This is a genomic window from Spirillospora sp. NBC_01491, assembly GCF_036227065.1.
Lineage (GTDB): Bacteria > Actinomycetota > Actinomycetes > Streptosporangiales > Streptosporangiaceae > Spirillospora > Spirillospora xylanilytica.
Genome location: NZ_CP109432.1, coordinates 6,726,945 through 6,748,343 on the forward strand (window position 1 = coordinate 6,726,945; position 21,399 = coordinate 6,748,343).

A 21,399-nucleotide genomic window follows, 5' to 3' on the forward strand; every position below is an offset into this window, starting at 1 on the left:
CCAGCACGCCGGACATCAAGCACCGGCACGCCGGGCGGCAGTCCGGAAAACTGCCTGGACGCCCCGCTTCGCCCGCTCTGCTCCGTACCGCGCCGTCGGCTCCGTCCGTCCGTACCGTCGGAGGCACGGGGCAGGATGGGGGCATGTGCGGTCGATATGCCACAGCGCGTGCGCGTCAGGAACTCCTGGACCAGTTCCAGGTCCAGGTCGACGCGGTCGAGGGGGATCTCCAGCCGGACTACAACGTCGCCCCGACCAAGGACGTCCCGGCCGTGCTGGTCCGGCGCCCCAAGGACGCCCCGGAGGAGGAGGCCCCGGTCCGCCAGCTCCGGACGGTGCGGTGGGGGCTGGTCCCGTCGTGGGCCAAGGACCTGTCCGTCGGCGCCCGGATGATCAACGCGCGGGCCGAGACGGTGGACGAGAAGCCCGCCTTCCGCCGCGCGTTCGCCCAGCGCCGCTGCCTGCTGCCCGCCGACGGCTACTTCGAGTGGTACACCCTCCAGGACCAGGGGCCCGGAGCCGCGCTCGACCCCGCCCAGCCGCAGAAGAAGGCCAAGAAGCCGCAGAAGCAGCCGTTCTACATCCGCCCCAAGCACGGCGGAGTGATGGCCATGGCCGGCCTCTACGAGCTCTGGAAATCGCCCGAGGGTGAGTGGGTCTGGACCGCCACGGTGATCACCACCGACGCCCCCGACGACGTCGGCCGCATCCACGACCGGATGCCGATGGTCGTCGAGCCCGACCGCTGGGACGCCTGGCTCGACCCGGGCCTGACCGAGGCCGCCGGGGTCCGTGAGCTGCTGGTGCCCGCGATGGCCGGGACGATGGAGGCGTTCCCGGTGTCGAAGGCCGTCAACAATGTCAAGAACAACGGACCGGAACTCATTGAACCCTCTACGAACGGGAACAGTTCTGGCAGCCCTTCCGACACCCTGTTCTGACCGCCGCCGCGCCCCCCCGGGGCGACCGGAGGCGGCCCACCCCCCCGCCCGGGACCCCGCCGGGAGGAGATCGGAGCACCGTGGACAGCGCCGCCGCCCGTGCCCGCCTCGAGTCCATGCTCGCCGACCTGGAGCGGTCGATCGCGATCCTCGGCGACGAGCGCCCCGAACGGGAGAACTCCGCCGCCGACGCCGGCGCGGGCCTCTCCGACAGCGACCGCGTGGAGGCCGCGCTCGACTCGCTCGAACGGCACCGCCGAGGCGTGAACGCGGCCCTGGCCAGGCTCGCCGAGGGCCGGTACGGCCGCTGTCTCGGCTGCGGCGAGCAGGTCCCCGAAGGACGCCTCGAAGCCCGTCCCGACGCCGCCCGCTGCGTCGCCTGCCAGACCGCGCACGACCGCCCCACGCGCTGAGCCCCACGCGCTGGGGCCCCGAGCCCCCACGCGGCGCGCGGCTGGGACCGCGCGCCGCGTGGGCGGGTCAGGGGGTGCGGCGGGCGCTGGCCAGCAGGTGGATGCCGAGGGACTCGTCGCCCGGCGGGGCGTTCAGCTCGGTGCGCACCAGCCGCGGCATGGCCTGGGGGGACGTCTTGAGGACGTGCTCGACCGTCGAGGGCGACAGGACCGTGCGCGGCCTGATCCACTCGACCTCGAGACCGACCTCGGTGAGCAGCTCGCGGAGCTGGTCGGCCCAGAAGCAGCGGGTGATCGTCCCGTCCGGCCAGGGCACCAGCACGACTTCGGCGCTCGGCACGTCCGACAGGTGGGCCCAGCAGTTCTGCTCGGCCAGCAGCGCCATCCCGAGCGTGAGCGAGTCGACCGACAGCAGCACCCGGCCGCCGGGCCGCAGCACCCGCGCGATCTCGGCGACCGTCGACTCGGTGACCAGGTGCCGGGACAGCACCCGGTTCTCGGCCACCACCGCGTCCACGCACTGGTCGTTCAGGAAGGTCAGCGAGCCGGAGTCGGCGATCACCCGCGCAGCGTGCCCGGCCGGACGGCCGCCGCCCGCCTCCCGGATCCTCCCGGCCGCGCGGACGCCGCCGGCCTGGCGGGCCTTCCCGGCGCCGCGGATCCTGCCGGGCCCGCCGCCCTTGCCCGCCTCGCCGCCCTTGCCGGACTGACCGAGCCCCGGATCGAGGACCTCGATCACCGAATGCCCGGCGGCGGTGGCCTGGGTGGCGCTGTGCCCCTGCCCGCCGGACACGTCCAGCACGCGGGAGGGTCTGCGGGGCAGCCACCGGGCGAACTGGGCCTCGGCCACGGCCCAGTAGAACGTCCAATACAGCGCCAGGGTATCGCCGTCTCCCGTCCCGTCTCCTGGGGCGTCGCGCAGGCTGGCGATGGTGGGTTCGGGAGGTCGCGCCGGCACCGGTAGCAACGGTTTGCTCCTGTTCTCGCCGTGTATGAGGACTTCTTCCCCGCCAGGGCCCGGTCATCACCCTGCGTACAGGTCGGGGTGAGGTGTCCCGAACCCGCACGGAACTCGTCCGAAATCGGTCCGCCCATCACTCCCGGTCAGGGAATCGGCGGGCCGGTCCCGGCGTTGCACCGTCTCACAACCGTTTACGCGCGGCGCCAGGACAGGGGTAAAGCCCGGAGGCGCCCGCGGACGGGGAAAGACAGACCAGTACAGCGGAGGTGCAGGCAGATGACCACAGCCGTTGCCGAACACCGTGGCGGAAGGCCGCTGACGGCGCCGCCCGGAGGCGCACCGGCCCCCACCGGCGTCATCAGGCAGCGCGGCCCGATATCGTCTGTGGGGTACGACGCCGCCGGCGTCGCCACAGCCAAGGGGGTGGGTCAGGTACCGGGCACCACGGAGACCGTGGAGCAGCGCCAGGAGCGGTTCCAGCGCGACGTGCTCCCGTTCTTGGACCAGCTGTACTCGGCCGCGCTGCGCATGACGCGCAATCCCGCCGATGCCGAAGATCTCGTGCAGGAGACCTTCGCCAAGGCGTTCGCTTCCTTCCACCAGTTCAAGGAAGGCACGAACCTCAAGGCGTGGCTGTACCGGATCCTGACCAACACGTTCATCAACTCCTACCGCAAGAAGCAGCGCCAGCCCCAGCAGTCGGCCACCGAGGAGATCGAGGACTGGCAGCTCGCGCGGGCCGAGTCGCACACCTCCAGCGGGCTCAAGTCGGCCGAGGCCGAGGCGCTCGAACACCTTCCCGACTCCGACGTCAAGCGGGCCTTGCAGGACCTGCCCGAGGAGTTCCGCATCGCGGTCTACCTCGCCGACGTCGAGGGCTTCGCGTACAAGGAGATCGCCGAGATCATGGGCACGCCCATCGGCACGGTGATGTCGCGTCTGCACCGGGGCCGCCGCCAGTTGCGCGGCATGCTCGAGGACTACGCTCAGGAGCGCGGCCTGTCGCGCGCGAGGGAGGGATCGGCATGAGCCGAGTACGGACCCGCCGCGGTGAGCGGAGCGAGCGCCGGGAGGGCGCGGCCCTCCGTGCGGTGAGCGAGAAGGGTGCGTGAGCCATGAGCTGTGGCGATCACCACGACACCCCGTGCGATGAGGTGCTGGCCCGGGTCTACACCTACCTCGACGGCGAGCTCGACCAGGGCGGCTGCGGTGAGGTGCGCGAGCACCTCGACGAGTGCGGGCCGTGCCTGCGCGAGTACGGCCTCGAGGAGGCCGTCAAGAAGCTGGTGAACAAGTCCTGCGCCTGCGAGTCGGCCCCGGGCGACCTGCGTGCCAAAGTACTCGGCCGCATCGAGCAGGTGTGCAGCGAGATCCGCTCCGGCGACCCCGCCAGGGAGGCCGGAAATCCGGCCGGTGGCGGGATCGGCGACGCGGCCAGGTCGTCCGAGACGGCCTGACCGGGCGCTGACCACGCCCGGACGTGCCGGACCCGCCGTGGGCGGGTCTGGCGGGTCCCGGTCATGGCCGTGCCCCGTCATCGCGGGTGCGGGGCCGGCCCGGCTATCGTGCTCGGGTGCTCGTACTCGTCACCGGCGCGGCCGGTTTCATCGGCTCCCACCTCGTCGACAGGCTGCTCGCCGACGGCCATGAGGTCATCGGCGTGGACGACCTGTCGTCGGGGTCCAACATCCGCCCCGGTGTCGAGCTGTGGCGGATGGACGTGGCCGACCCCGAGCTGGCCGTGCGGACGGCCGAGCGCCGTCCCGAGGTCGTCTGCCATCTGGCCGCGCAGGTCAGCGTGCGGCTGAGCGTGGCCGACCCGCTGCGCGACGCGCGGGTGAACGTCGTCGGCACCGCGGGCGTGCTGGAGGCGGCCCGCACGGCGGGCGCGCGGAAGGTGGTCTTCACCTCCAGCTGTGCGGTGTACGGGGTGCCCGACGCCCTGCCCGTCCCGCCGACCGCCGCGCTGCGTCCCGCGTCGCCGTACGCCGCGTCCAAGGTCTCGGGCGAGGTCTACGCCCAGATGTACGGGGCGCTGCACGGCATCGACTTCACCACCCTGACGCTGGCCAACGTGTACGGCCCGAGGCAGACGCCGGAGGGCGAGGCCGGGGTCATCTCCATCTTCACCGACGCGCTTCTGGCGGGACGTCCGACCAAGGTGTTCGGCGACGGCCGCCAGACCCGCGACTACGTCTTCGTTCAGGACGTCGTCGACGCGTTCGCCCGCGCGACGGGCGAGCGGGGCGGCGGGCAGCGGTTCAACGTGGGAACGGCCCTGCAAACGACCGACCGCGACCTGCATGCGATGGTCGCCGAGGCGGTGGGCGCGGCGGACGAGCCGGAGTTCGCCCCGGCCCGGCTGGGCGACCTGCCCGCGATGTCGGTCGACCCCGGGCCGACCCGCCGGGAACTCGGCTGGGAGCCCCGGGTGGGGCTGCGCGAGGGGCTGGCGGAAACGGTCGCGTGGGCCCGCGAGCGCGGTGGCGCGGCGGGCGACCGGCGCGCCTGAGTCTCACCGAGAACGCCCGGATTGACGTGCACGTGCAGTACGGTTGTGCAGAGCGAGCGTGCGAGTACCCTGTGTGGATCTTCTGGGGCGATTGGTCACCTAAGGTGACGATTACTTCACGCTTTGCTCACGATTTCTCGCATGCCTGTGTGACCTGGGCCTCCCACGTTAGGCTTGTGCCGAATTCAGCGACGGGAACAGGTGCATGCCCTCCGATAGTGGGTATGCGCCCGCCCGGGAAGCCCGGACCATGCCGGTTCGGGTGGCCGGATCTGGCGGTCCGGCCGGCCCGGTGTGGGGGGAGGCAGTAGTCATGCCCGAGCAGGTGGTGACGGCCGGTCTCGACCGGCCTGCCCTGGTGTCGTCGTCGCTGATGATGCCCAAGGGCGTGTCCTGGGTCTAGTCGCGTGCCGGCCGGTGCCGGCCGGCACCGGCGATCCTGGCGGCGGCCCGCTCATTCGTCACTCCCGAGGGGGGCGGCAATGCGTGGACTACCTCTCGCTGCCTGGGCGTACGTCTGCGGTGTGGTGGCCCTCGCGGCCGGCCTCATCGCGACGTCGTCCTTTGCGGAGCTTGACTGGTACAAGCTGGCCGTGCTGGCCGTGCTCTTCCTCATTTGCGACTCCGCGCCCGCTCAGCTCAGCGTCGAACGGGCCAAGGTGTCGCTCAGCTTCGCCGCGAGCCTGGCCGGGGTGGTGCTCCTCGGCCCGGCGGGTGCGGCGCTGCTCGGCCTCTGCGCGGTGGTCACCGGGCAGCGGTTCTTCGCCCCCGTCAAGCGGTTGTTCAACGGCGCGCAGTTCGCGCTCAGCGGCTACACCGCGGGCGTGGTGTTCAACCTGCTCGGCGGGCACCGCTTCGAGGCCGGGCAGACCAGGTGGGTCGAGCATGTCAGCGTGCCGTTCCTCGGCGCGCTGGTCACCTTCGTCCTGGTCAACATGTCCCTGACGGCGGGGGTGCTGCTGCTGAGCCGGCAGGCCGTGCCGCGCGACCTGCTGCGCGGGAGCGGGCAGCTCGCGTCCGGGTGCCTCGGCTACGGCATGTTCGGCCTGCTGATCGCGGGCCTGTGGCAGCGGGTCGGGCCGTTCTCGGCGGTGCTGGTGCTGCTGCCGCTGTTCGTCGCCCGCTGGGCGATGGAGCAGGCGCACGCGCAGCAGCAGGCGCACGCGGCCACCCTCGCCGCGCTCTGCCAGGCGGTCGAGACCAAGGACTACTACACCCGCGGGCACTCCGAGCGGGTCTCCCGCGGCTCGGTGATGATCGCCCAGGAGATCGGGATGCGGCCCGACCGGGTCGAGGCGATCCGCTACGCGGGCATGCTGCACGACGTGGGCAAGCTCGGCGTGCCGACCAAGGTGCTCCAGAAGTCCGGGTCGCTCACCGAGGAGGAGTTCGCCGCGATCCAGCTGCATCCGATGCGCGGGTTGGAGATCGTCCGCGAGATCGGATTCCTCGACGAGGCGCTCGCCGGGATCATGCACCACCACGAGAAGATGAACGGCCGCGGCTACCCGATGGGCCTGGCCGGCGACGAGATCCCCGAGTTCGCCCGGGTCATCTCGGTCGCCGACGCGTTCGACTCGATGACCTCCACGCGGTCCTACCGGGCCGCCAGGACGATCGAGGAGGCCGTGCAGGAGCTGCGCCGGGGGATGGGCGACCACTTCGACCCGGCGATCGTGGAGGCGTTCCTGTGCGCGCTGGACCGTACCGGGTGGGAGCCGCCGCAGCCGGTGGTGCTGCCCGACGACGACGTCGTGGAGACCACCCAGCAGGACCACGACGACCCGAGCGCCCCCATCCGGGTGCGTTGATGCGCGACGTGATGAGCGCGCAGATGCGCACCCGCGAGCGGGCGGCCTGGCAGAGCATCGACTCGGGCCAGCTGCTGCTGATCGCCACCGCCGGGCTGGCGGTGGTCGTCGCGGTCACCCAGGTCGCCGCGGTCGGGCTCGACCAGCCCAACATCGCGATCGTCTTCGGCGTGCTGATCGCGCTCGGCGAGCTGTTCCGGATGGTGATGCCGGGCAACCGCGAGGTCGCCCCGATCGCCAGCGCCGGCGCGATCGGCTACGCGCTGCTGATCGGCACCGGGCCGGACGGCTCCCGCGGCGCGCTGCCGCTGCACGTGGTCCCGGCGGGGCACTCGGCCCTCCAGGTCGTGGCGGTGACCGCGGCGGGCATGCTGGTCGGGTCGCTGCCGCACATCGCGGTGGGCCGCTCGCCCCGGCCCGACGCGATGGCGCGGCGGCTGTTCACCGTGACCGTGGTGGCGCTGTGCTTCCGCCCGGTGGTGTCGGCCCGGCTCGAATGGGAGCTGCTGCTGGCGGTGATGGGCGTCGTGGTGGTGGTGTCGTGCTTCACCGACGTGGTGATCGCGGCGATGATCCGGGCCGAGGCGGTCCGGGCCCGGTTCGGCATCGCGCTGCGTGACGAGATCCGGGCCAAGCTCGCGCTGTGCGCGGCGATCGGCGCCACCGCGATGCTGATCGCGGTGGCCACCACCGCGATGGGCCCGGCCGCGCTGATGGTCTTCACCGCGCCGATCCTGGTCACCCAGTTCGCGTTCCGGCGGTACGCGGGCATCCGCGCGACCTACCTCCAGACCGTGCGGGCCCTGTCCCGGGTCACCGAGGTCGGCGGGTACGTCGAGACGGGGCACTCGCGGCGGGTGTCCCGGCTGGCGGTGGCGATGGGCCGCGAGCTCGGCATGTCCGAGGAGGAGCTGCTCGAACTGGAGTACGCGGCGCTGATGCACGACATCGGGCAGCTCTCGCTCGGCGACCCGATCCCCGGCGGCGCGACCGTGCTGGCCTCGCCGCCCGAGCAGCGCCGCATCGCCGAGCTGGGCGCCGAGGTGATCAAGCAGACCGGGGTGCTCGACCGGGTGGCGCACATCGTCCGGCTCTCGTCCCACCCGTACCGGACCGGGCACGGCGAGGCGCAGCCGCTCCGGCAGGGCGGCGACCCGGCGCACGCCCGGCCGCTGCCGCCGCCGCTCGCCAGCCGCATCATCAAGGTCGCCAACGCCTACGACGACCTGGTCGGCGAGTCGTCCGACCGCGACCGGGGCGCGGCGGTGCTCGAACGGCTGCGCCTCGACTCGGCCTCGGAGTACGACCCGACCGTGGTCGAGGCGCTGAGCCGCGTGGTCGACCGGCGGCTCCGCCAGTAGCGGCGGGCCGCGGGCGGACCGGCGCACAAAACTCCGGGCCGGTATTTGTCGATCTCATGGCCGACGAGGGGGGCGCGTCCCGCTAGTGTCGGCGGCGTCGGTGCGACGGGATCGAGACGGCGAAGGGGAGTCCGCAGGTGTTCGAGTCGGTGCTCGTGGCGAACCGGGGCGAGATCGCCAGCCGGATCATCCACACCGTGCGTTCGATGGGTCTCAAGGCCATCGCGGTGTACTCCGAGGCCGACGCCGACCTGCCGTTCGTCGCCGAGGCGGACGAGGCGATCCTGATCGGCCCGGCGCAGCCCGCCCGCAGCTACCTCAACGTCGCCGCGGTGCTGGAGGCGGCCCGCACCACCAACGCGCAGGCCGTCCACCCCGGGTACGGGTTCCTCGCCGAGAACGCCGGGTTCGCCCGGCAGGTGATCGAGCGGGAGCTGGTCTGGGTGGGGCCGCCGCCGCTGGCGATCGCCCGGATGGGCGACAAGATCAACGCCCGGAACCTGATGAAGGAGGCCGGTGTCCCGGTCTCCGCCGGGGCCTGGGAGCCGGTGCCCGACGCCGACACCGCCGCCGAGGAGGCCGACCGCATCGGCTACCCGGTGATGGTGAAGCCCGCCGCGGGCGCCGGCGGCGTCGGCATGGGCACGGCCCGCGACGAGGCCGGGGTGCGCCGCGTGTACGCGTCCGCCCGGGCCGCCGCCGACCGGTACTTCGCCGGCGGTCCGGGCGAGACCGGCGGCAACGCCGACATCCTGCTCGAACGCTTCGTCCAGGGGGCGCGGCACGTCGAGGTGCAGATCTTCGGCCTGGCGGACGGCACCGTGACCGCCCTCGGTGAGCGCGACTGCTCGGTGCAGCGCCGGTACCAGAAGATCGTCGAGGAGGGCCCGTCGCCCGGCATCACCCCGGCGCTGCGCGAGCGGATGCTGGCCGCGGCCGTGCGCGCGGGCGAGGCGGTCGGCTACCGGGGCGCCGGCACCGTCGAGTTCCTCGTCGACCCGGCCCAGGACTTCTCCTTCCTGGAGATGAACACCCGCCTTCAGGTGGAGCACCCGGTCACCGAGATGACCACCGGCGTCGACCTGGTCGAGCAGCAGCTCCGCGCCGCCGCGGGCGAGCCGGTCGCGCTCGGCCCGCGCGAGCCCCGCGGGCACGCCATCGAGTTCCGGGTGTACGCCGAGGACCCGCAGCGGTTCATGCCCGGACCCGGCAAGATCGAGGTGTGGGAGGAGCCGGTCGGCCCCGGCATCCGCATCGACGCGGGCTACGCCGAGGGCAACACCGTCACCCCGTTCTACGACCCGCTGCTCGCCAAGCTCTGCGTGCACGGCGACGACCGCGCCGCGGCGCTCGGCCGGGCCCGCGCCGCGCTCGGCGCGTTCCGGATCGAGGGGCTCCCGACCAACCTGCCGTTCCTGGCCGAGCTGGTCGACCGTCCCGAGTTCACGGGCGGGACCTATGACACCGGGATCGTGGAACGCATGCGTCCCCTGGCCGTGCTCCCGTGAGATCCAGAGCGGCGGCCTCATCGCGTCGTCGAGTAGCCGGAGGGTACTGTGCCGGTCGTGGACACCTACTGTGACCGTTGCGGGGACCCCGCGGGCGACGCGGGCGGCGCCGATCACGAGGCGTGCCGGGCCGCCCGGCGGATGGAGCCGCCGCGCTACTGCGCGCGGTGCCGCCGCCGCATGGTCGTCCAGGTGACGCCGCAGGGCTGGACGGCCCGCTGCTCCGAGCACGGTGTCCTGGCCTCCACCTGAGCCGAGCGCCGGGGCGGAGGGCCGGGGGCAGCGCGCCGGGCCGGAAGGCCGGGCGCCGGGTCAGAGCGGCAGGACGTAGGTCATCAGGTCGACGCCGGGCACGGGCGACCAGTCGCGGTCCGGTGTGCGGGTGAACCCCATCCGCTCGTAGAGGCGGTGGGCCGAGCCCATGTTCTCCTGCGTCGACAGCCGGACGCGGGCCAGCCCGGTGCCGCGCGCCCGGTCGACGCACGCCTGCACCAGGGCCCGGCCGACGCCCTGGCCGCGGACCCGGTCGAGGACGGCCAGCATCCGGAACTCGGCCTCGTCCGGCCCGGCCAGCTCCGCGTACGGGCTGCTCGGCGGGCAGTAGGCGACCGCTCCGGCGAGGTCGCCGCCGACCTCGGCCACCAGCAGCTCCGACTTCGCGGCGCGGTCGGCGGCGTCGGCGAGCGTGCTCACGTACGGCGACGCGGGCGAGACCAGCCCGCCGTGCACGTACACCTCGACGGTCAGCGCGCCGACCCGCCCGTACTCCGCGGTCCGGACCGGCCGGACGGTGACGCCCTCAGACACCGGTGGTGCTGCGCGGGTAGGCGACCGCCGGGTCGGTGGCGATGTTGACCAGGTACGGGACGCCGGATCCGAACGCCCGGCGCAGCGCCGGGGCGATCTGGTCGGGCCGGGTGACCAGCTCGCCGGCCCCGCCCAGGGCGCGGACGACCTGGTCGTACCGGCACTGCGGCTGGAGGTCGGCGGCCACGTCGTAGCCGTAGAGCATCTGCATCGGGTGTTTCTCCAGCCCCCAGGCGCCATTGTTGCCGACGATCAGCACCACGGGCAGATCGTGCCGGACCAGGGTATCGACGTCCATCAGGGAGAAACCGGCCGCCCCGTCGCCGAGCAGCGCCACCACCTGGGCCGCCGGGCGCGCGATCCGGGCCGCGATCGCGTAGCCGAGGCCGGTGCCGAGGCAGCCGTACGGGCCGGGGTCGAGCCAGCCGCCGGGCCGCGCGGGCTCGATGTGCTTGCCGGCGTAGGAGACGAAGTCGCCGCCGTCGCCGATCACCACCGCGTCGTCGTCCAGGATCCGGGCCAGCTCCCCGTAGATCCGCAGCGGGTGGATCGGGTCGGCGCCCGAGGCCAGCGGTCCGGCGTCGGCGGCGATCGCGGCGCGGGCGGCGTCGCGGAGCGCGGCCGTCCAGGGCGCGTACGCGGCGGGGGAGACGCCGGCGGTGACGCAGGCCGCCGCCAGGTCGGCGAAGATGAGCGCCAGGTCGCCCGCCGCGGCGCCGGCCGTGCCGGTGTGCCGGGCGAGGGCCGAGGGCGCGTCGGCCAGGTGGACGACCTTGGCCGCGCCGCCGCCGAACGACCCGTACCCGAGCCGGAAGTCCAGCGGGGTGCCGGCGACGATGACCAGGTCCGCCTCGGCGAACGCGGTGCGCCGGGCGCGGGTCGCCAGCAGCCCGTGCCCGGCGGGCAGGACGCCGCGGCCCTGCCCGTTGGCGACCACGGGGAGCCGCAGCTCCTCGGCGAACGCGCGGGCGGCCTCGTCGGCGCCGTCCATCCACACGTCCGAGCCGAGCACCAGCACCGGGTGCCGGGCCGCGGCCAGCAGCGCGGCGATGGCCGCGAGCGCGTCCGGGTCCGGCGGCCGGTCCGGCGCGCCCGCCGGCGTCCTCGGGACCAGTTGCTCCGGCGCGGCCGGGCCGAACAGGTGGTCCATGTGCAGGTCGAGGAAGACCGGCCCGCGGTGCGGGTCGGCCGCGGTCTGGAAGGCCCGGGTGACGTCCGAGGTGAGGGTGTCGGGCCCGGCGGCGGTGGTCGCGAGCTTGGTGATCGGCGCGACCAGCGGGGGATGGTCCAGCTCCTGGAGCGCGCCCGAGCCCCAGCGCCCCTGCGGGGCCCGCCCGCCGAGGACGACGACCGGCGAGCCGTTGAAGTGCGCGGACGCGATGCCGCTGACGCCGTTGGTGACGCCGGGTCCGGCGGTGAGGACGGCGAGGCCGGTCCGCCGGGTCAGCCGGGCGGTCCCCTCGGCGGCGAACACGGCGGTCTGCTCGTGCCGGACGTCCAGGATCCGCGGCCTCCCCGAAGCCTTGACCGCGCCGTCGTACAGGGGGAACACATGCCCCCCGGACAAGGTGAACATGGTCTCCACGCCGTGCCGGCGCACCACCGAGATCACGGTGTCGCCACCGTGTGCAGGCTTCATGGACGCACCGTAACAAGCGAACGCTTGTCCGGGGAGTCCCGATCTTGTGTGCGATAGTCGTTAGAGCCTTGACGACGGGTGCCGGACTGCGGCTTGATGGGGCGGTGCCACTCGTGCGGACACTCGTTCTGGAGGCGTGATGCCGATCCCCCGTTCGATCCTCGGCAAGGACGACCCCCGCGACCTGGATCTGGAGGTCGTGGCCGGCACGTGGCCGCAGGAGGTGTCCGGGCACTACGTCGTCAGCACCTCCGACCAGCGCACCCATCCCGTGCACGCGTTCTTCGGCGACGGGATCATGGCGCGGCTGGCGCTGCGTCCGGGCACCGACGGCGCCCCCGCCGGACGGTTCGCCTGGCGGCCCCGGGTGATCGACACGCCCTCGGTGCGGCTGCGGCGCAAGCGTCCCGACCTGTTCACCGCGGGGCCCGTCGGGACGAGCTCGCCCTGGGGCTTCGTCAACTGCGCCAACACCGCGCCGCTGCCCTGGGGCGATCGGCTCTTCGCGACCTGGGACGCGGGCCGCCCGGTCGAGATCGACCCGGTCACCCTGGAGTTCGTCGCCGAGGTCGGGCACCGCGACGACTGGCGGCCCGCGCTCGACCAGGCGGTGCTGCCACTGGTCTCCTCCTCCGCGCATCCGGTCGTCGACCCCGAGCGCGGCTGCCTGTGGAGCGTCAGCCGCGACGTCATGACCGGCGCCTTCTCGGTGATCCGCTACGACGGGACCGGCAAGCACGTCCGGCGCTGGGCGGTCGAGGGCGCGGCGCTCCCGCAGGCCGCCCACACCATCACCCAGACCCGCGACTGGCTGGTGCTGGCCGACACCGCGTACAAGGTCGACACCGACGAGATCTTCGGCGCCGACCGGACCGTCGCCAACAACCCGGGCGGCCCGGTGCTGCTGATCCGCAAGGACGACCTGGACCCGTCCCGCGCCACCGTCCGGTGCCGGGAGTTCCGGATCGCGCCCGAGGTCAACCACTTCTACGCCCGCTACGACGACTCCGACGGCGTCCAGGTCGTCATGGAGCACACGCCCGGCGTGGACATCGGGATGTACCTGCGCGCGGACGACGTGGACGCCCTCGGCCGCCCGGTCGACCCCGCGCTGCGCGGCATGTACTGCCACGGGATGACGCCCGCGCTCACCACCGTCCTGCGGTTCGACCCCGAGACCGGCCGGGTGGACGAGCACGCCCGCGCCCACGACCCCGCGCGCTGGTGGCAGGCCGAGCTGTCGGCGCTCGACTGGAGCATGGAGGGGCAGCTCGCGCCGACCCGGCACCACCTGGTCTTCCTCGGCTTCCATCCCGAGGCGATCAACCAGCGGGCGCTGGCCAACTACGCCGGCCGCGTCGACACCTCGCTGTTCCCGCGCGAGGAGACGCCCGCGGTGCTGGCGAGCCTCGACCGCGACGACCTCGAGCCGCTCGCCGAGTGGACGTTCGCGCTCGACGACTACCCGACCTCGCCCACCTTCGTCCCGCGCGACCCGGGCACCGGGGGCCGCAGCCGGTACGCGGGCGCGCGGCCGGGCGGGCACGACGGCCACCTGGTGGTGGCCGTGCACAACGACGACCGGTTCCGGATCGAGCTGTTCGACGCGGCGGACGTCGCGCGCGGACCGGTCGCGGTGCTCGCCCCGCCGCGCGGCACCACGGTGCCGTTCCTGATCCACTCCGCGTGGATGCCCGAGGCCGTCGCGGCGCCGTCCGGCCTGGACCGGCTCCGGTTCGCCGACGACCTGGACGCCCGGCTGGACGCGCTCGACCCGGAACTGGCGGCCGTCGCGCACGAGGTCGCCGCCGAACTCGACGCGACGGCACACTGACCCCGTGCGCCCCGCCTCCCCACGCCCCGCGCGTTATGCGCGGGCGAGGTCCGCGCAGGTCTTCTCGTCGGGCAGTAGCGGGCGGAGCCGGAGCGAGTAGACCTTGCCCCCGTCCCGCCATACGGAGCGGGGCCTGGGCGGCCCGCTCTCCTTCTGAAGGGACTGGGCGTCGCGTCCGGCGAGGACCGTGCACAGGCCCCCCGGCCCCGGTGCGCCCTTGGCCAGCGGCGCCAGCGTCCACTCCCGAACCTTCTGCCCGTTCCCCGTGGTGGACGTGGTGGGCGTGGCCAGCGCGGCGAGCCGGTCGCCGACGTACGGGCGGCTCGGGGCGGTCTGGTCGGCCTTGGGCCACGTCTCGGGGCGCAGCCGCGTCCAGAACCGCACCGCCGGGTCGCTCCGTCCGTCCGGCTGGACGACGCGGGTGCGCGCCCCGCCCAGGGTGATCTCCAAGGTCATCGCGTCGGCGACCCCGTCCGCCTGGACGGTGCGCGACCGGCCGAGCCCGGCGGCCCTGGCCCCGTCCAGCAGCCGGGTCACCGCCGCAGGCTTCAGCCGGAACTCCACCGGCGCGGCGCCGCCGCCCGGGACGGAGACCGCGCGGCCGTCGGCGTACAGCGAGAAGTCGGGCAGGCTCCCGGGACCGCCCAGTCCGGCGATGCCGCCGCCCTTCCGCCAGCGCAGCACAGCGCCCGCCCCCGCCCCCGTTCCCGCCGGCCCCGGCTGCGGCGGCCGGGCGGAGGACGGGGCGATGGGAAGGGTGGACACCTCGTCGTTCGGTCCGAGGTCGCCGCAGGCGGTGAGGGCCCCCGCCCCCACCAGTAGGGTCACGATCCCCCGATCGATCACATGTCTGGAACGTCCTGACAGATCGGCCATGGGCCTTGGACGTCCCGCCGCGCCCTGGGGTTCCGCTACAAAATCCTCCGGCGAAGACTGTGGGATTCGGCGGGCGACCCGCCGCCGGACCCGCGCTAACCTGCCGCAGGTGAGCGTGCTCGTGGTCACCGGGACCTGCACCGGAGTCGGGAAGACCGTCGTCACCGCCGCGCTGGCCGCCTTGGCGGCGACGCGCGGGACGCCGGTCGCCGTGATCAAGCCAGGGCAGACCGGGCTGGATCCGGGAGAGCCGGGCGACCTCGACACGGTGCGCCGCCTCGCGGCCGTCGGCGACGTCCACGAGTTCGCCCGGTTCCCCGCCGCGCTGTCGCCCGCCGCCGCCGCCCGCCACGCCGGGACACCCCCGGTGCGCCTCGCGGACGTGGCCGAACGCGTCCAGGAGCTGTCCCGCGACCGCCGCCTCGTGCTGGTCGAGGGCGCGGGCGGCCTCCTCGTCCGCTACGACGAGGAGGGCACCACGATCGCCGACCTGGCCCGCTGGCTCGGCGCCGCCGTCGTGGTGGTGGCCCGTCCGGACCTCGGCACGCTCAACCACACCGCGCTCACCCTGGAGGCGATGGCGCACCGCGGCGTCCAGCTCGCCGGCGTGGTCCTCGGGTCCTGGCCGGACGAGCCCGACGAGGCGATGCGCAGCAACATCCGCGACCTGGAGACGATCGCCGCCCGGCCGCTCGCCGGCGCGCTTCCCGCGGGCGCCGCCGCGCTCGGGCCCGCCGAGTTCCTGCTCGCCGCGCACGGGGGCCTCGCCCCGGCGTTCGGCGGCGCGTTCGATGCTGCTACGTTCCGTGACAACAACGGCCTCACTAAGGAGAACCCGTGACCGACATCCTCGACGTGGCCCGCCGCCAGGTGCTGGACGAGGGCAAGGGACTGTCCGCCGCGCAGGCCCTGGAGTGCCTCACCCTCCCCGACGACCGCATCGAGGACCTGCTCGCGCTCGCGCACGAGGTGCGGATGCGCTGGTGCGGCCCGGAGGTCGAGGTCGAGGGGATCATCTCCCTCAAGACCGGCGGCTGCCCCGAGGACTGCCACTTCTGCTCGCAGTCGGGCCAGTTCGAGTCGCCGGTCCGGTCGGTGTGGCTCAACATCCCCGAGCTGGTCGAGGCGGCCAGGGAGACGGCCCGCACGGGGGCGACCGAGTTCTGCATCGTCGCCGCCGTCCGCGGCCCGGACGACCGGCTGATGTCCCAGGTCCGGGACGGGGTCAAGGCGATCAACGACGCCGTCGAGATCAACATCGCCTGCTCCCTCGGCATGCTCACCCAGGCCCAGGTCGACGAGCTCACCGAGCTCGGCGTGCACCGCTACAACCACAACCTGGAGACCGCCCGCTCGCACTTCCCGAACGTGGTCACCACCCACTCGTGGGAGGAGCGCTGGGAGACGCTGCGGATGGTCAAGGAGGCCGGGATGGAGGTGTGCTGCGGCGGCATCGTCGGCATGGGCGAGAGCGTCGAGCAGCGCGCCGAGTTCGCCGCCCAGCTCGCCGAACTGGAGCCCGACGAGGTCCCGCTGAACTTCCTGGCGCCCCGTCCCGGCACCCCGTTCGCCGACCTCCCGCTGGTCGAGGGCACCGAGGCGCTCAAGACCATCGCCACGTTCCGGCTCACCCTGCCCCGCACCATCCTGCGCTACGCCGGCGGACGCGAGCTCACCCTCGGCGACCTCGGCACCCGCGACGGCATGCTCGGCGGCGTCAACGCCATCATCGTCGGCAACTACCTCACCACCCTCGGCCGTCCGGCCGCCAAGGACCTGGACCTGCTGACCGAGCTCCAGATGCCGATCAAGGCCCTCTCCAAGACCCTCTGAGGCCCTGGTCCGGCCAGGTCCGGGCGCCCCCGGCCGAACCCGCCCGAATCCGGCCGTGCCGCGCCGCGCCCTCTACTCCTCGAGCCCGGTCTCCGGCGACCCGGTCTGCCAGGACGTCCACGCACCGGTCTCGATGTCGAGGCCGAACGGTTCCGGCAGGTGGACGGTCTCGCCGAACTCCCACGTCTCCTTGTGGAGGTAGGCGCCGGTGCCTTGGTCGGGGATGGAGTAGAGGGTCGTGCCCGGGGACTTCGGATCGCGGTCGATCAGGAGGTAGTACGGGACCTCGGCCCGTGCGTAGCCGTTCCACTTGGTGGCTCGGTCGCGCCCGTGCCCGCGCTTCGGCCGGCGGTCCTCGCTGGCGTTGGACGGCGAGGTGACCTCGATGACGAGCTCGACCTGATCCGGCACGAGGTAGCGCACCGATGACCGGCGCGCGGTCGCGTAGACCTGCTTGTCCAGAAGGATGAGGTCGGGGATGTACCCCTCTCTGGCGCCGAACAGGTCCACGCCGTTGGCCTGAATGCACTCCCAGGGGAAGTCGGAGTCGGCCGCCTCCATCTTGAAGACGGCTCTGACGATGTCCTGGACGATGCCGCCGTGCTGGAGCAGGGGAGCTGGTGACACGACGATTCTGCCTCCGATGACCTCGACCCGGTGGCCCTCGGGCGCGTGGACGAAGTCATCGAGCTCGCCGCGGACCCACATGTTGTAGGCGGTGTCGGGCAACTGCATCTGCTCGATGTCCACTGGCGTGACGCTCACTTTGGGCGACCCTTCCCTCACGATCTGCTCCGGTCATCGTAGAGAACGTGTGTTCTAAGAGTACCGAGAACAGTGTGATCGGTCGCCGAGAGTAGTCGGTCGGTCAGTTGCGGCGGAGGCGGGTGATGAAGGTGTAGCGGTCGCCGCGGTAGAGGGACTGGGCCCATTCGACCGGCTGGCCGGTGGAGTCGAAGGCGTGCCTGGACAGCAGCAGCATCGGCAGGCCGACGTCGACGCCGAGGAGCTGGGCGTCGTGCGGGGTGGCCAGCACGGTCTCGATCGTCTCCTCGGCCTCGGCCAGGTGGACGTCGTAGGCGGTGGCGAGGGTCTCGTAGAGCGAGCGGTGCCGGGGCAGCTCGCGGCGCAGGCCGGGGAAGCGGCGGGCCGGGAGGTGCGAGGTGTCGACCGACATGGGCTCGCCGTCGGCGAGGCGGAGCCGGTGGATGCGCAGCACCCGCCCGCCGGGACGGATGCTGAGCAGGCCGGCCAGGCGCTCGTCGGCGCTGACGTAGCCGGCCTCCAGGATGCGGGTCTCGGGGCGCAGCCCGTGGTGCCGCATGTCCTCGGTGTAGCTGACGAGGTTGAGCTCCTGGGAGACCTTCGGCTTGGCGACGAAGGTGCCCTTGCCCTGGATCCGCTGGAGCCGCCCCTCGACGACCAGCTCGGACAGGGCCTGCCGGACGGTGGTGCGCGAGGTCTCGTACTTCTCGGCGAGGGCGCGCTCAGGCGGCAGCGGGCTGCCCGGCGGCAGCGACTGGATCAGCTCGACGAGCAGCTCTTTGAGCTTGTAGTACTTGGGGATGCGGGGTGCCTGGGCCGAGTGGTGCCTGCCGATGTCGCTGAGCGGCGCGCGCTCGTAGCCCCCGTGCCGGGGCCCGCCCCTGACCTCCGTCACGGCATCTCCTCACGTTCATCATCGGTTGACCCCGATGTTACGTCTGAAGACTACGGGCGGTAGAGCAGGCCACGTCCGCCAGAGCGGTCTCCAGCATTGTGAGGTCCGCCTCGCTGACCGAGGCGCGCGCGGTGAGGCGCAGGCAGGCCCGTCCCTCGGGGACCGACGGCGGCCGGAAGCAGCCGACGCGGACGCCATGGTCAGCACAGATCCCGGCGGCGCGGACCGCCGCGGCCGGTTCGCCGAGGTACACCGGGACGACGGCCGCGGCGGGGACGGCGGTCTCCAGTCCGGATCCGGCCGCCAGCGCGGCCATCCGCCGGGCCCGCTCGCGGGCGCGGGCGGGCAGCGCGGGATCGGTCTCCAGGATGCCGAGCGCAGCGAGGGCCGCGCCCGCCGCGGGCGGGTTGAGGCCGGTGTCGAAGATGAACGCGCGGCCGGTGTCGACCAGCGCGCCGATCACTTCGGGGGCGCCGAGGACCGCGCCGCCCTGGGCGCCCAGCGACTTGGACAGGGTGAGGGTGAGGACGACGTCCGGCTCGCCGGCGAGGCCCGCGGCGTGCGCGGCGCCCCGGCCGCCGTCGCCGACGACGCCGAGCGCGTGCGCCTCGTCGACGACCAGCAGGGCGCGGTGCGCGCGGGCGGCGCGGTGCAGCCCGGCGAGGGGCGCCAGGTCGCCGTCCACGGAGAAGACGGCGTCGGTGACGACCAGGGCGTGTTCTTCGTCACGGCCGGCCAGTGCCCGCTCGGCGGCGGCGGCGTCCCGGTGCGGGACGATCACCACCCGGGCCCGCGACAGCCGGCAGGCGTCCACGATCGAAGCGTGGTTGACCTGGTCGGACACCACCAGCGTGCCGGGCCCCGCCAGGGTGGCGACGGCGCCGAGGTTGGCCAGGAAGCCGGACGAGAAGACCAGCCCGGCGGCGCTGCCGGTGAACGCGGCCAGCCGTCGGTCGAGCTCGGCGTGCAGCTCGGTGGTGCCGGTGACCAGACGGGACCCGGTCGAGCCGGTGCCCCACTCCCGGGCCGCCGCCACGGCGCCGTCGATCAGCCGCGGGTCGCGGGCGAGCCCCAGATAGTCGTTGGACGCCAGATCGACCAGCCCGTCGTGGTCGCTGCCGCGGGGGCGCAGCGTGCGCCGCAGTCCCGCGTCGGCGCGGCGCGCGGCCGCGTCCCGGAACCTGGCCAGTGCGTCCTGTCCTGCGGTCATGCGGGCATCCTGCCAGCCCGGGGACGCGCGGGGGGACGGAGGGAGGGCACGAAATCGGATGGGCGATGATGGTCGCGTGCCTACCTTGACCGATCTGGTCCGCGACCACACCGACCTCACCGACACCGACCTGGAGTGGTTGCACGCCCTGGTCTCGGACTGGCAGCTCCTGGCCGACCTCTCCTTCGCCGACCTGCTGTTGTGGGTGCCGCTGCGGCCCGGCGACGACCCGTCCCCCGGCGGCGCGGGCGGCGCGGGCGGTGCGGGGGACGTCGGGGTGGACACGAGCGCGACCGTGCCGGGGTGGGTGGCGATCGCGCAGATGCGCCCGACCACCGGGCCGACGGCCTACTCGGGCGACCTGGTCGGGAAGGTGGTGCGCACCGGGCGGCGCGGGCTGATCGACGTCGCGTGGCGGGAGCAGCGCATCGTCCGGGAGGGCGACCCGGAGTGGGGCAGCGGCATCCCGGTGCGGGAGGAGTCCATCCCGGTGCGGCGCGGCGACAAGGTGCTCGGCGTGATCCAGCGCAGCACCAACCTCAGCTCCGCCCGGACGCCGAGCCGGCTGGAGCTGACCTACCTCCAGAGCGCCAGCGACCTCGCGCAGATGATCTCCGAGGGACGCTTCCCGGCGCCGGGGGAGGAGCCCAACCTCGTCCGCTCGCCGCGTGTGGGCGACGGGCTGATCCGGCTCGACCGGCCGGGACGGGTGACCTACGCCAGCCCGAACGCGCAGTCGGCGTTCCGGCGGCTCGGCTACCCGACCGACCTGGTCGGGGAGTCGCTCGGCCTGGTCACCACCGAGCTGTGCGACACCGGCGAGCCGCTGGAGGAGGCGCTGAGCGTGATCCTCAGCGGCCGGGCGCCGCGCGAGGTGGAGGTCGAGGCGCACGGGTCGATCATGCAGCTCCGCACGATCCCGCTGGTGGTGGGCGATGACCGGATCGGCGCCATCGTGCTGTGCCGCGACGTCACCGAGCTGCGGTGGCGGGACCGGGAGCTGATGACCAAGGACGCCACCATCCGGGAGATCCACCACCGGGTGAAGAACAACCTCCAGACGGTGGCGGCGCTGCTGAGGCTCCAGGCCCGGCGGCTGCGGATCCCGGAGGGGCGGGCGGCGCTGGACGAGGCGGTGCGCCGGGTCGGGTCCATCGCGATCGTGCACGAGACGCTGTCGCTCACCCCGGACGAGCTGATCGACTTCGACGACATCGCGGACCGGGTGATCACGATGGCGGGCGAGGTGTCCACCCCGGAGACGCGGGTCACGCCGAAGCGGACCGGGAGCTTCGGGGTGCTGCCCGCCGAGATCGCGACGCCGCTGGCGATGGCGCTCACCGAACTCCTCCAGAACGCGCTGGAGCACGGCCTGTCGAACCGGTTCGGGACGCTGGAGGTGGTGGCGTGGCGCTACGGCGATGGCCGCGCGGCGCACGATCCGGCGGTCGTGGACGTGTGGGGGGAGTGGCCGGGCGGCGCCGCGGAGGGGCCGAACCGTCCGCCGGAGGGGCCGGGCGGGTCGGGCCTGGCTGATCCGGCGGGTCCCGCGGGCCCGGCGTCCCGGCCCGAGGAGGCGGGCAAGCGGTTGGTCGCGGTCGTGGTGGACGACGGGGTGGGGCTGCCCGCCGACTTCGACGTGGAGAGCAGCAACAGCCTCGGCCTCCAGATCGTCCGGACGCTGATCGTGGGCGAGCTGGGCGGACGGCTGGACTTTCGCGCCCGGTCGGGCGGCGGCACCGAGGTCGTGGTGGACGTCCCGCTCGACCAGCACCACCGTCCGGGCCCGCCCGCCCGCTGATCCGCCGTCGCCGTCGCCGTCGCCGTCGCCGTCGCCGTCGCCATCGGGCCGGGCGGGCCGGGTGGTCGCCCGGTGCGGTCGTGCCGGCGCGGTGTCCGGTCGGGCGGGCATGACAAGCGCCCGTGGCGAAGGCCACGGGCGCTTGATGTCAGGTCGCGCGGGTGGTGTGCTGCTGCTCTCCGGCCGTTGGGTTCGGAGGCGGTACCACGTCCGCGGAACGGGCCGCCGGGTG

The 21,399-nt window shown here is 73.6% G+C and carries 20 protein-coding genes; 13 read left to right on the top strand and 7 right to left on the bottom strand.

Annotation, left to right across the window (positions count from 1 at the left end):
- The first annotated feature begins 143 nt into the window (after positions 1-143).
- A complete protein-coding gene (locus OHA34_RS31270) occupies positions 144-941 on the top strand; it encodes an SOS response-associated peptidase (RefSeq protein WP_285937763.1) in 798 nt (265 codons plus the stop codon).
- Between the two features lie 80 nt (positions 942-1,021).
- The gene (locus OHA34_RS31275; RefSeq protein WP_285937762.1) at positions 1,022-1,354 is read left to right on the top strand and encodes a TraR/DksA family transcriptional regulator; all 333 of its coding nucleotides are present in this window, start codon (positions 1,022-1,024) and stop codon (positions 1,352-1,354) included.
- A 67-nt stretch (positions 1,355-1,421) separates the two neighbouring features.
- Here OHA34_RS31275 and OHA34_RS31280 read toward each other — a convergent pair whose 3' ends face one another.
- Positions 1,422-2,312: a class I SAM-dependent methyltransferase gene (locus tag OHA34_RS31280; RefSeq protein ID WP_329519721.1), complete on the bottom strand. Its 891-nt coding sequence runs from the start codon at positions 2,310-2,312 to the stop codon at positions 1,422-1,424.
- Positions 2,313-2,738: 426 nt separating this feature from the next.
- Here OHA34_RS31280 and OHA34_RS31285 point away from each other — a divergent pair, with 426 nt between their 5' ends.
- The 7 genes from OHA34_RS31285 to bsaP all read left to right on the top strand — a co-directional run bounded on the left by OHA34_RS31285 (position 2,739) and on the right by bsaP (position 9,759).
- Positions 2,739-3,344 (top strand): sigma-70 family RNA polymerase sigma factor, encoded by a 606-nt coding sequence (locus tag OHA34_RS31285; protein ID WP_432763030.1) that lies wholly within the window; start codon positions 2,739-2,741, stop codon positions 3,342-3,344.
- Between the two features lie 86 nt (positions 3,345-3,430).
- Complete coding sequence (gene rsrA / locus OHA34_RS31290; protein ID WP_285937759.1) at positions 3,431-3,772, top strand: mycothiol system anti-sigma-R factor; 342 nt, start codon at positions 3,431-3,433, stop codon at positions 3,770-3,772.
- A gap of 116 nt (positions 3,773-3,888) precedes the next feature.
- On the top strand, positions 3,889-4,827 hold the full coding sequence (locus OHA34_RS31295; protein WP_329519722.1) for an NAD-dependent epimerase/dehydratase family protein: 939 nt from the start codon (positions 3,889-3,891) through the stop codon (positions 4,825-4,827).
- Positions 4,828-5,309: 482 nt separating this feature from the next.
- Positions 5,310-6,638: an HD-GYP domain-containing protein gene (locus OHA34_RS31300; protein ID WP_285937756.1), complete on the top strand. Its 1,329-nt coding sequence runs from the start codon at positions 5,310-5,312 to the stop codon at positions 6,636-6,638.
- A complete protein-coding gene (locus tag OHA34_RS31305; protein ID WP_285937755.1) occupies positions 6,638-7,999 on the top strand; it encodes an HD-GYP domain-containing protein in 1,362 nt (453 codons plus the stop codon). Before OHA34_RS31300 ends, OHA34_RS31305 begins: the two co-directional genes overlap by 1 nt.
- A gap of 137 nt (positions 8,000-8,136) precedes the next feature.
- Complete coding sequence (locus OHA34_RS31310) at positions 8,137-9,507, top strand: acetyl-CoA carboxylase biotin carboxylase subunit (RefSeq protein ID WP_285937754.1); 1,371 nt, start codon at positions 8,137-8,139, stop codon at positions 9,505-9,507.
- A 57-nt stretch (positions 9,508-9,564) separates the two neighbouring features.
- Complete coding sequence (bsaP, locus tag OHA34_RS31315; protein WP_285937753.1) at positions 9,565-9,759, top strand: biotin synthase auxiliary protein BsaP; 195 nt, start codon at positions 9,565-9,567, stop codon at positions 9,757-9,759.
- Positions 9,760-9,819: 60 nt separating this feature from the next.
- Here the strand turns inward: bsaP and OHA34_RS31320 are convergent, their stop codons facing one another.
- Together OHA34_RS31320 and OHA34_RS31325 are read right to left on the bottom strand one after the other, a co-directional pair.
- A complete protein-coding gene (locus OHA34_RS31320; protein ID WP_285937752.1) occupies positions 9,820-10,314 on the bottom strand; it encodes a GNAT family N-acetyltransferase in 495 nt (164 codons plus the stop codon).
- Entirely contained in the window at positions 10,307-11,953 is a 1,647-nt protein-coding gene (locus tag OHA34_RS31325) for an acetolactate synthase (RefSeq protein ID WP_329519723.1), read from the bottom strand. The genes OHA34_RS31320 and OHA34_RS31325 overlap by 8 nt, the downstream gene beginning before the upstream one ends.
- A gap of 139 nt (positions 11,954-12,092) precedes the next feature.
- Here OHA34_RS31325 and OHA34_RS31330 point away from each other — a divergent pair, with 139 nt between their 5' ends.
- Positions 12,093-13,787: a carotenoid oxygenase family protein gene (locus OHA34_RS31330; RefSeq protein ID WP_329519724.1), complete on the top strand. Its 1,695-nt coding sequence runs from the start codon at positions 12,093-12,095 to the stop codon at positions 13,785-13,787.
- A 33-nt stretch (positions 13,788-13,820) separates the two neighbouring features.
- Here the strand turns inward: OHA34_RS31330 and OHA34_RS31335 are convergent, their stop codons facing one another.
- Positions 13,821-14,615 (bottom strand): hypothetical protein, encoded by a 795-nt coding sequence (locus tag OHA34_RS31335; RefSeq protein ID WP_285937748.1) that lies wholly within the window; start codon positions 14,613-14,615, stop codon positions 13,821-13,823.
- 157 nt (positions 14,616-14,772) lie between these two features.
- On the opposite strand from OHA34_RS31335, the gene bioD reads away from it, so the two are divergent.
- Both bioD and bioB read left to right on the top strand, forming a co-directional pair.
- Positions 14,773-15,504 (top strand): dethiobiotin synthase, encoded by a 732-nt coding sequence (gene bioD, locus OHA34_RS31340; protein WP_285937747.1) that lies wholly within the window; start codon positions 14,773-14,775, stop codon positions 15,502-15,504.
- On the top strand, positions 15,501-16,496 hold the full coding sequence (bioB, locus tag OHA34_RS31345) for a biotin synthase BioB (RefSeq protein ID WP_285937746.1): 996 nt from the start codon (positions 15,501-15,503) through the stop codon (positions 16,494-16,496). Before bioD ends, bioB begins: the two co-directional genes overlap by 4 nt.
- Positions 16,497-16,568: 72 nt before the next feature.
- On the opposite strand, the gene OHA34_RS31350 is transcribed toward bioB, so the two are convergent.
- The 3 genes from OHA34_RS31350 to OHA34_RS31360 all read right to left on the bottom strand — a co-directional run bounded on the left by OHA34_RS31350 (position 16,569) and on the right by OHA34_RS31360 (position 19,366).
- Positions 16,569-17,261, bottom strand: coding sequence for a Uma2 family endonuclease (locus tag OHA34_RS31350; RefSeq protein WP_285937745.1), 693 nt, complete (start codon positions 17,259-17,261; stop codon positions 16,569-16,571).
- Positions 17,262-17,364: 103 nt separating this feature from the next.
- Positions 17,365-18,156, bottom strand: coding sequence for a GntR family transcriptional regulator (locus OHA34_RS31355; RefSeq protein WP_285937744.1), 792 nt, complete (start codon positions 18,154-18,156; stop codon positions 17,365-17,367).
- A 37-nt stretch (positions 18,157-18,193) separates the two neighbouring features.
- A complete protein-coding gene (locus OHA34_RS31360; protein ID WP_329519725.1) occupies positions 18,194-19,366 on the bottom strand; it encodes an 8-amino-7-oxononanoate synthase in 1,173 nt (390 codons plus the stop codon).
- A 76-nt stretch (positions 19,367-19,442) separates the two neighbouring features.
- Between OHA34_RS31360 and OHA34_RS31365 the strand changes: the two genes are divergently transcribed.
- Positions 19,443-21,167 carry a sensor histidine kinase gene (locus tag OHA34_RS31365; RefSeq protein ID WP_285937742.1) on the top strand — a complete coding sequence of 575 codons (1,725 nt, stop codon included), beginning with the start codon at positions 19,443-19,445 and terminating at the stop codon, positions 21,165-21,167.
- The last annotated feature ends 232 nt before the right edge of the window (positions 21,168-21,399 follow it).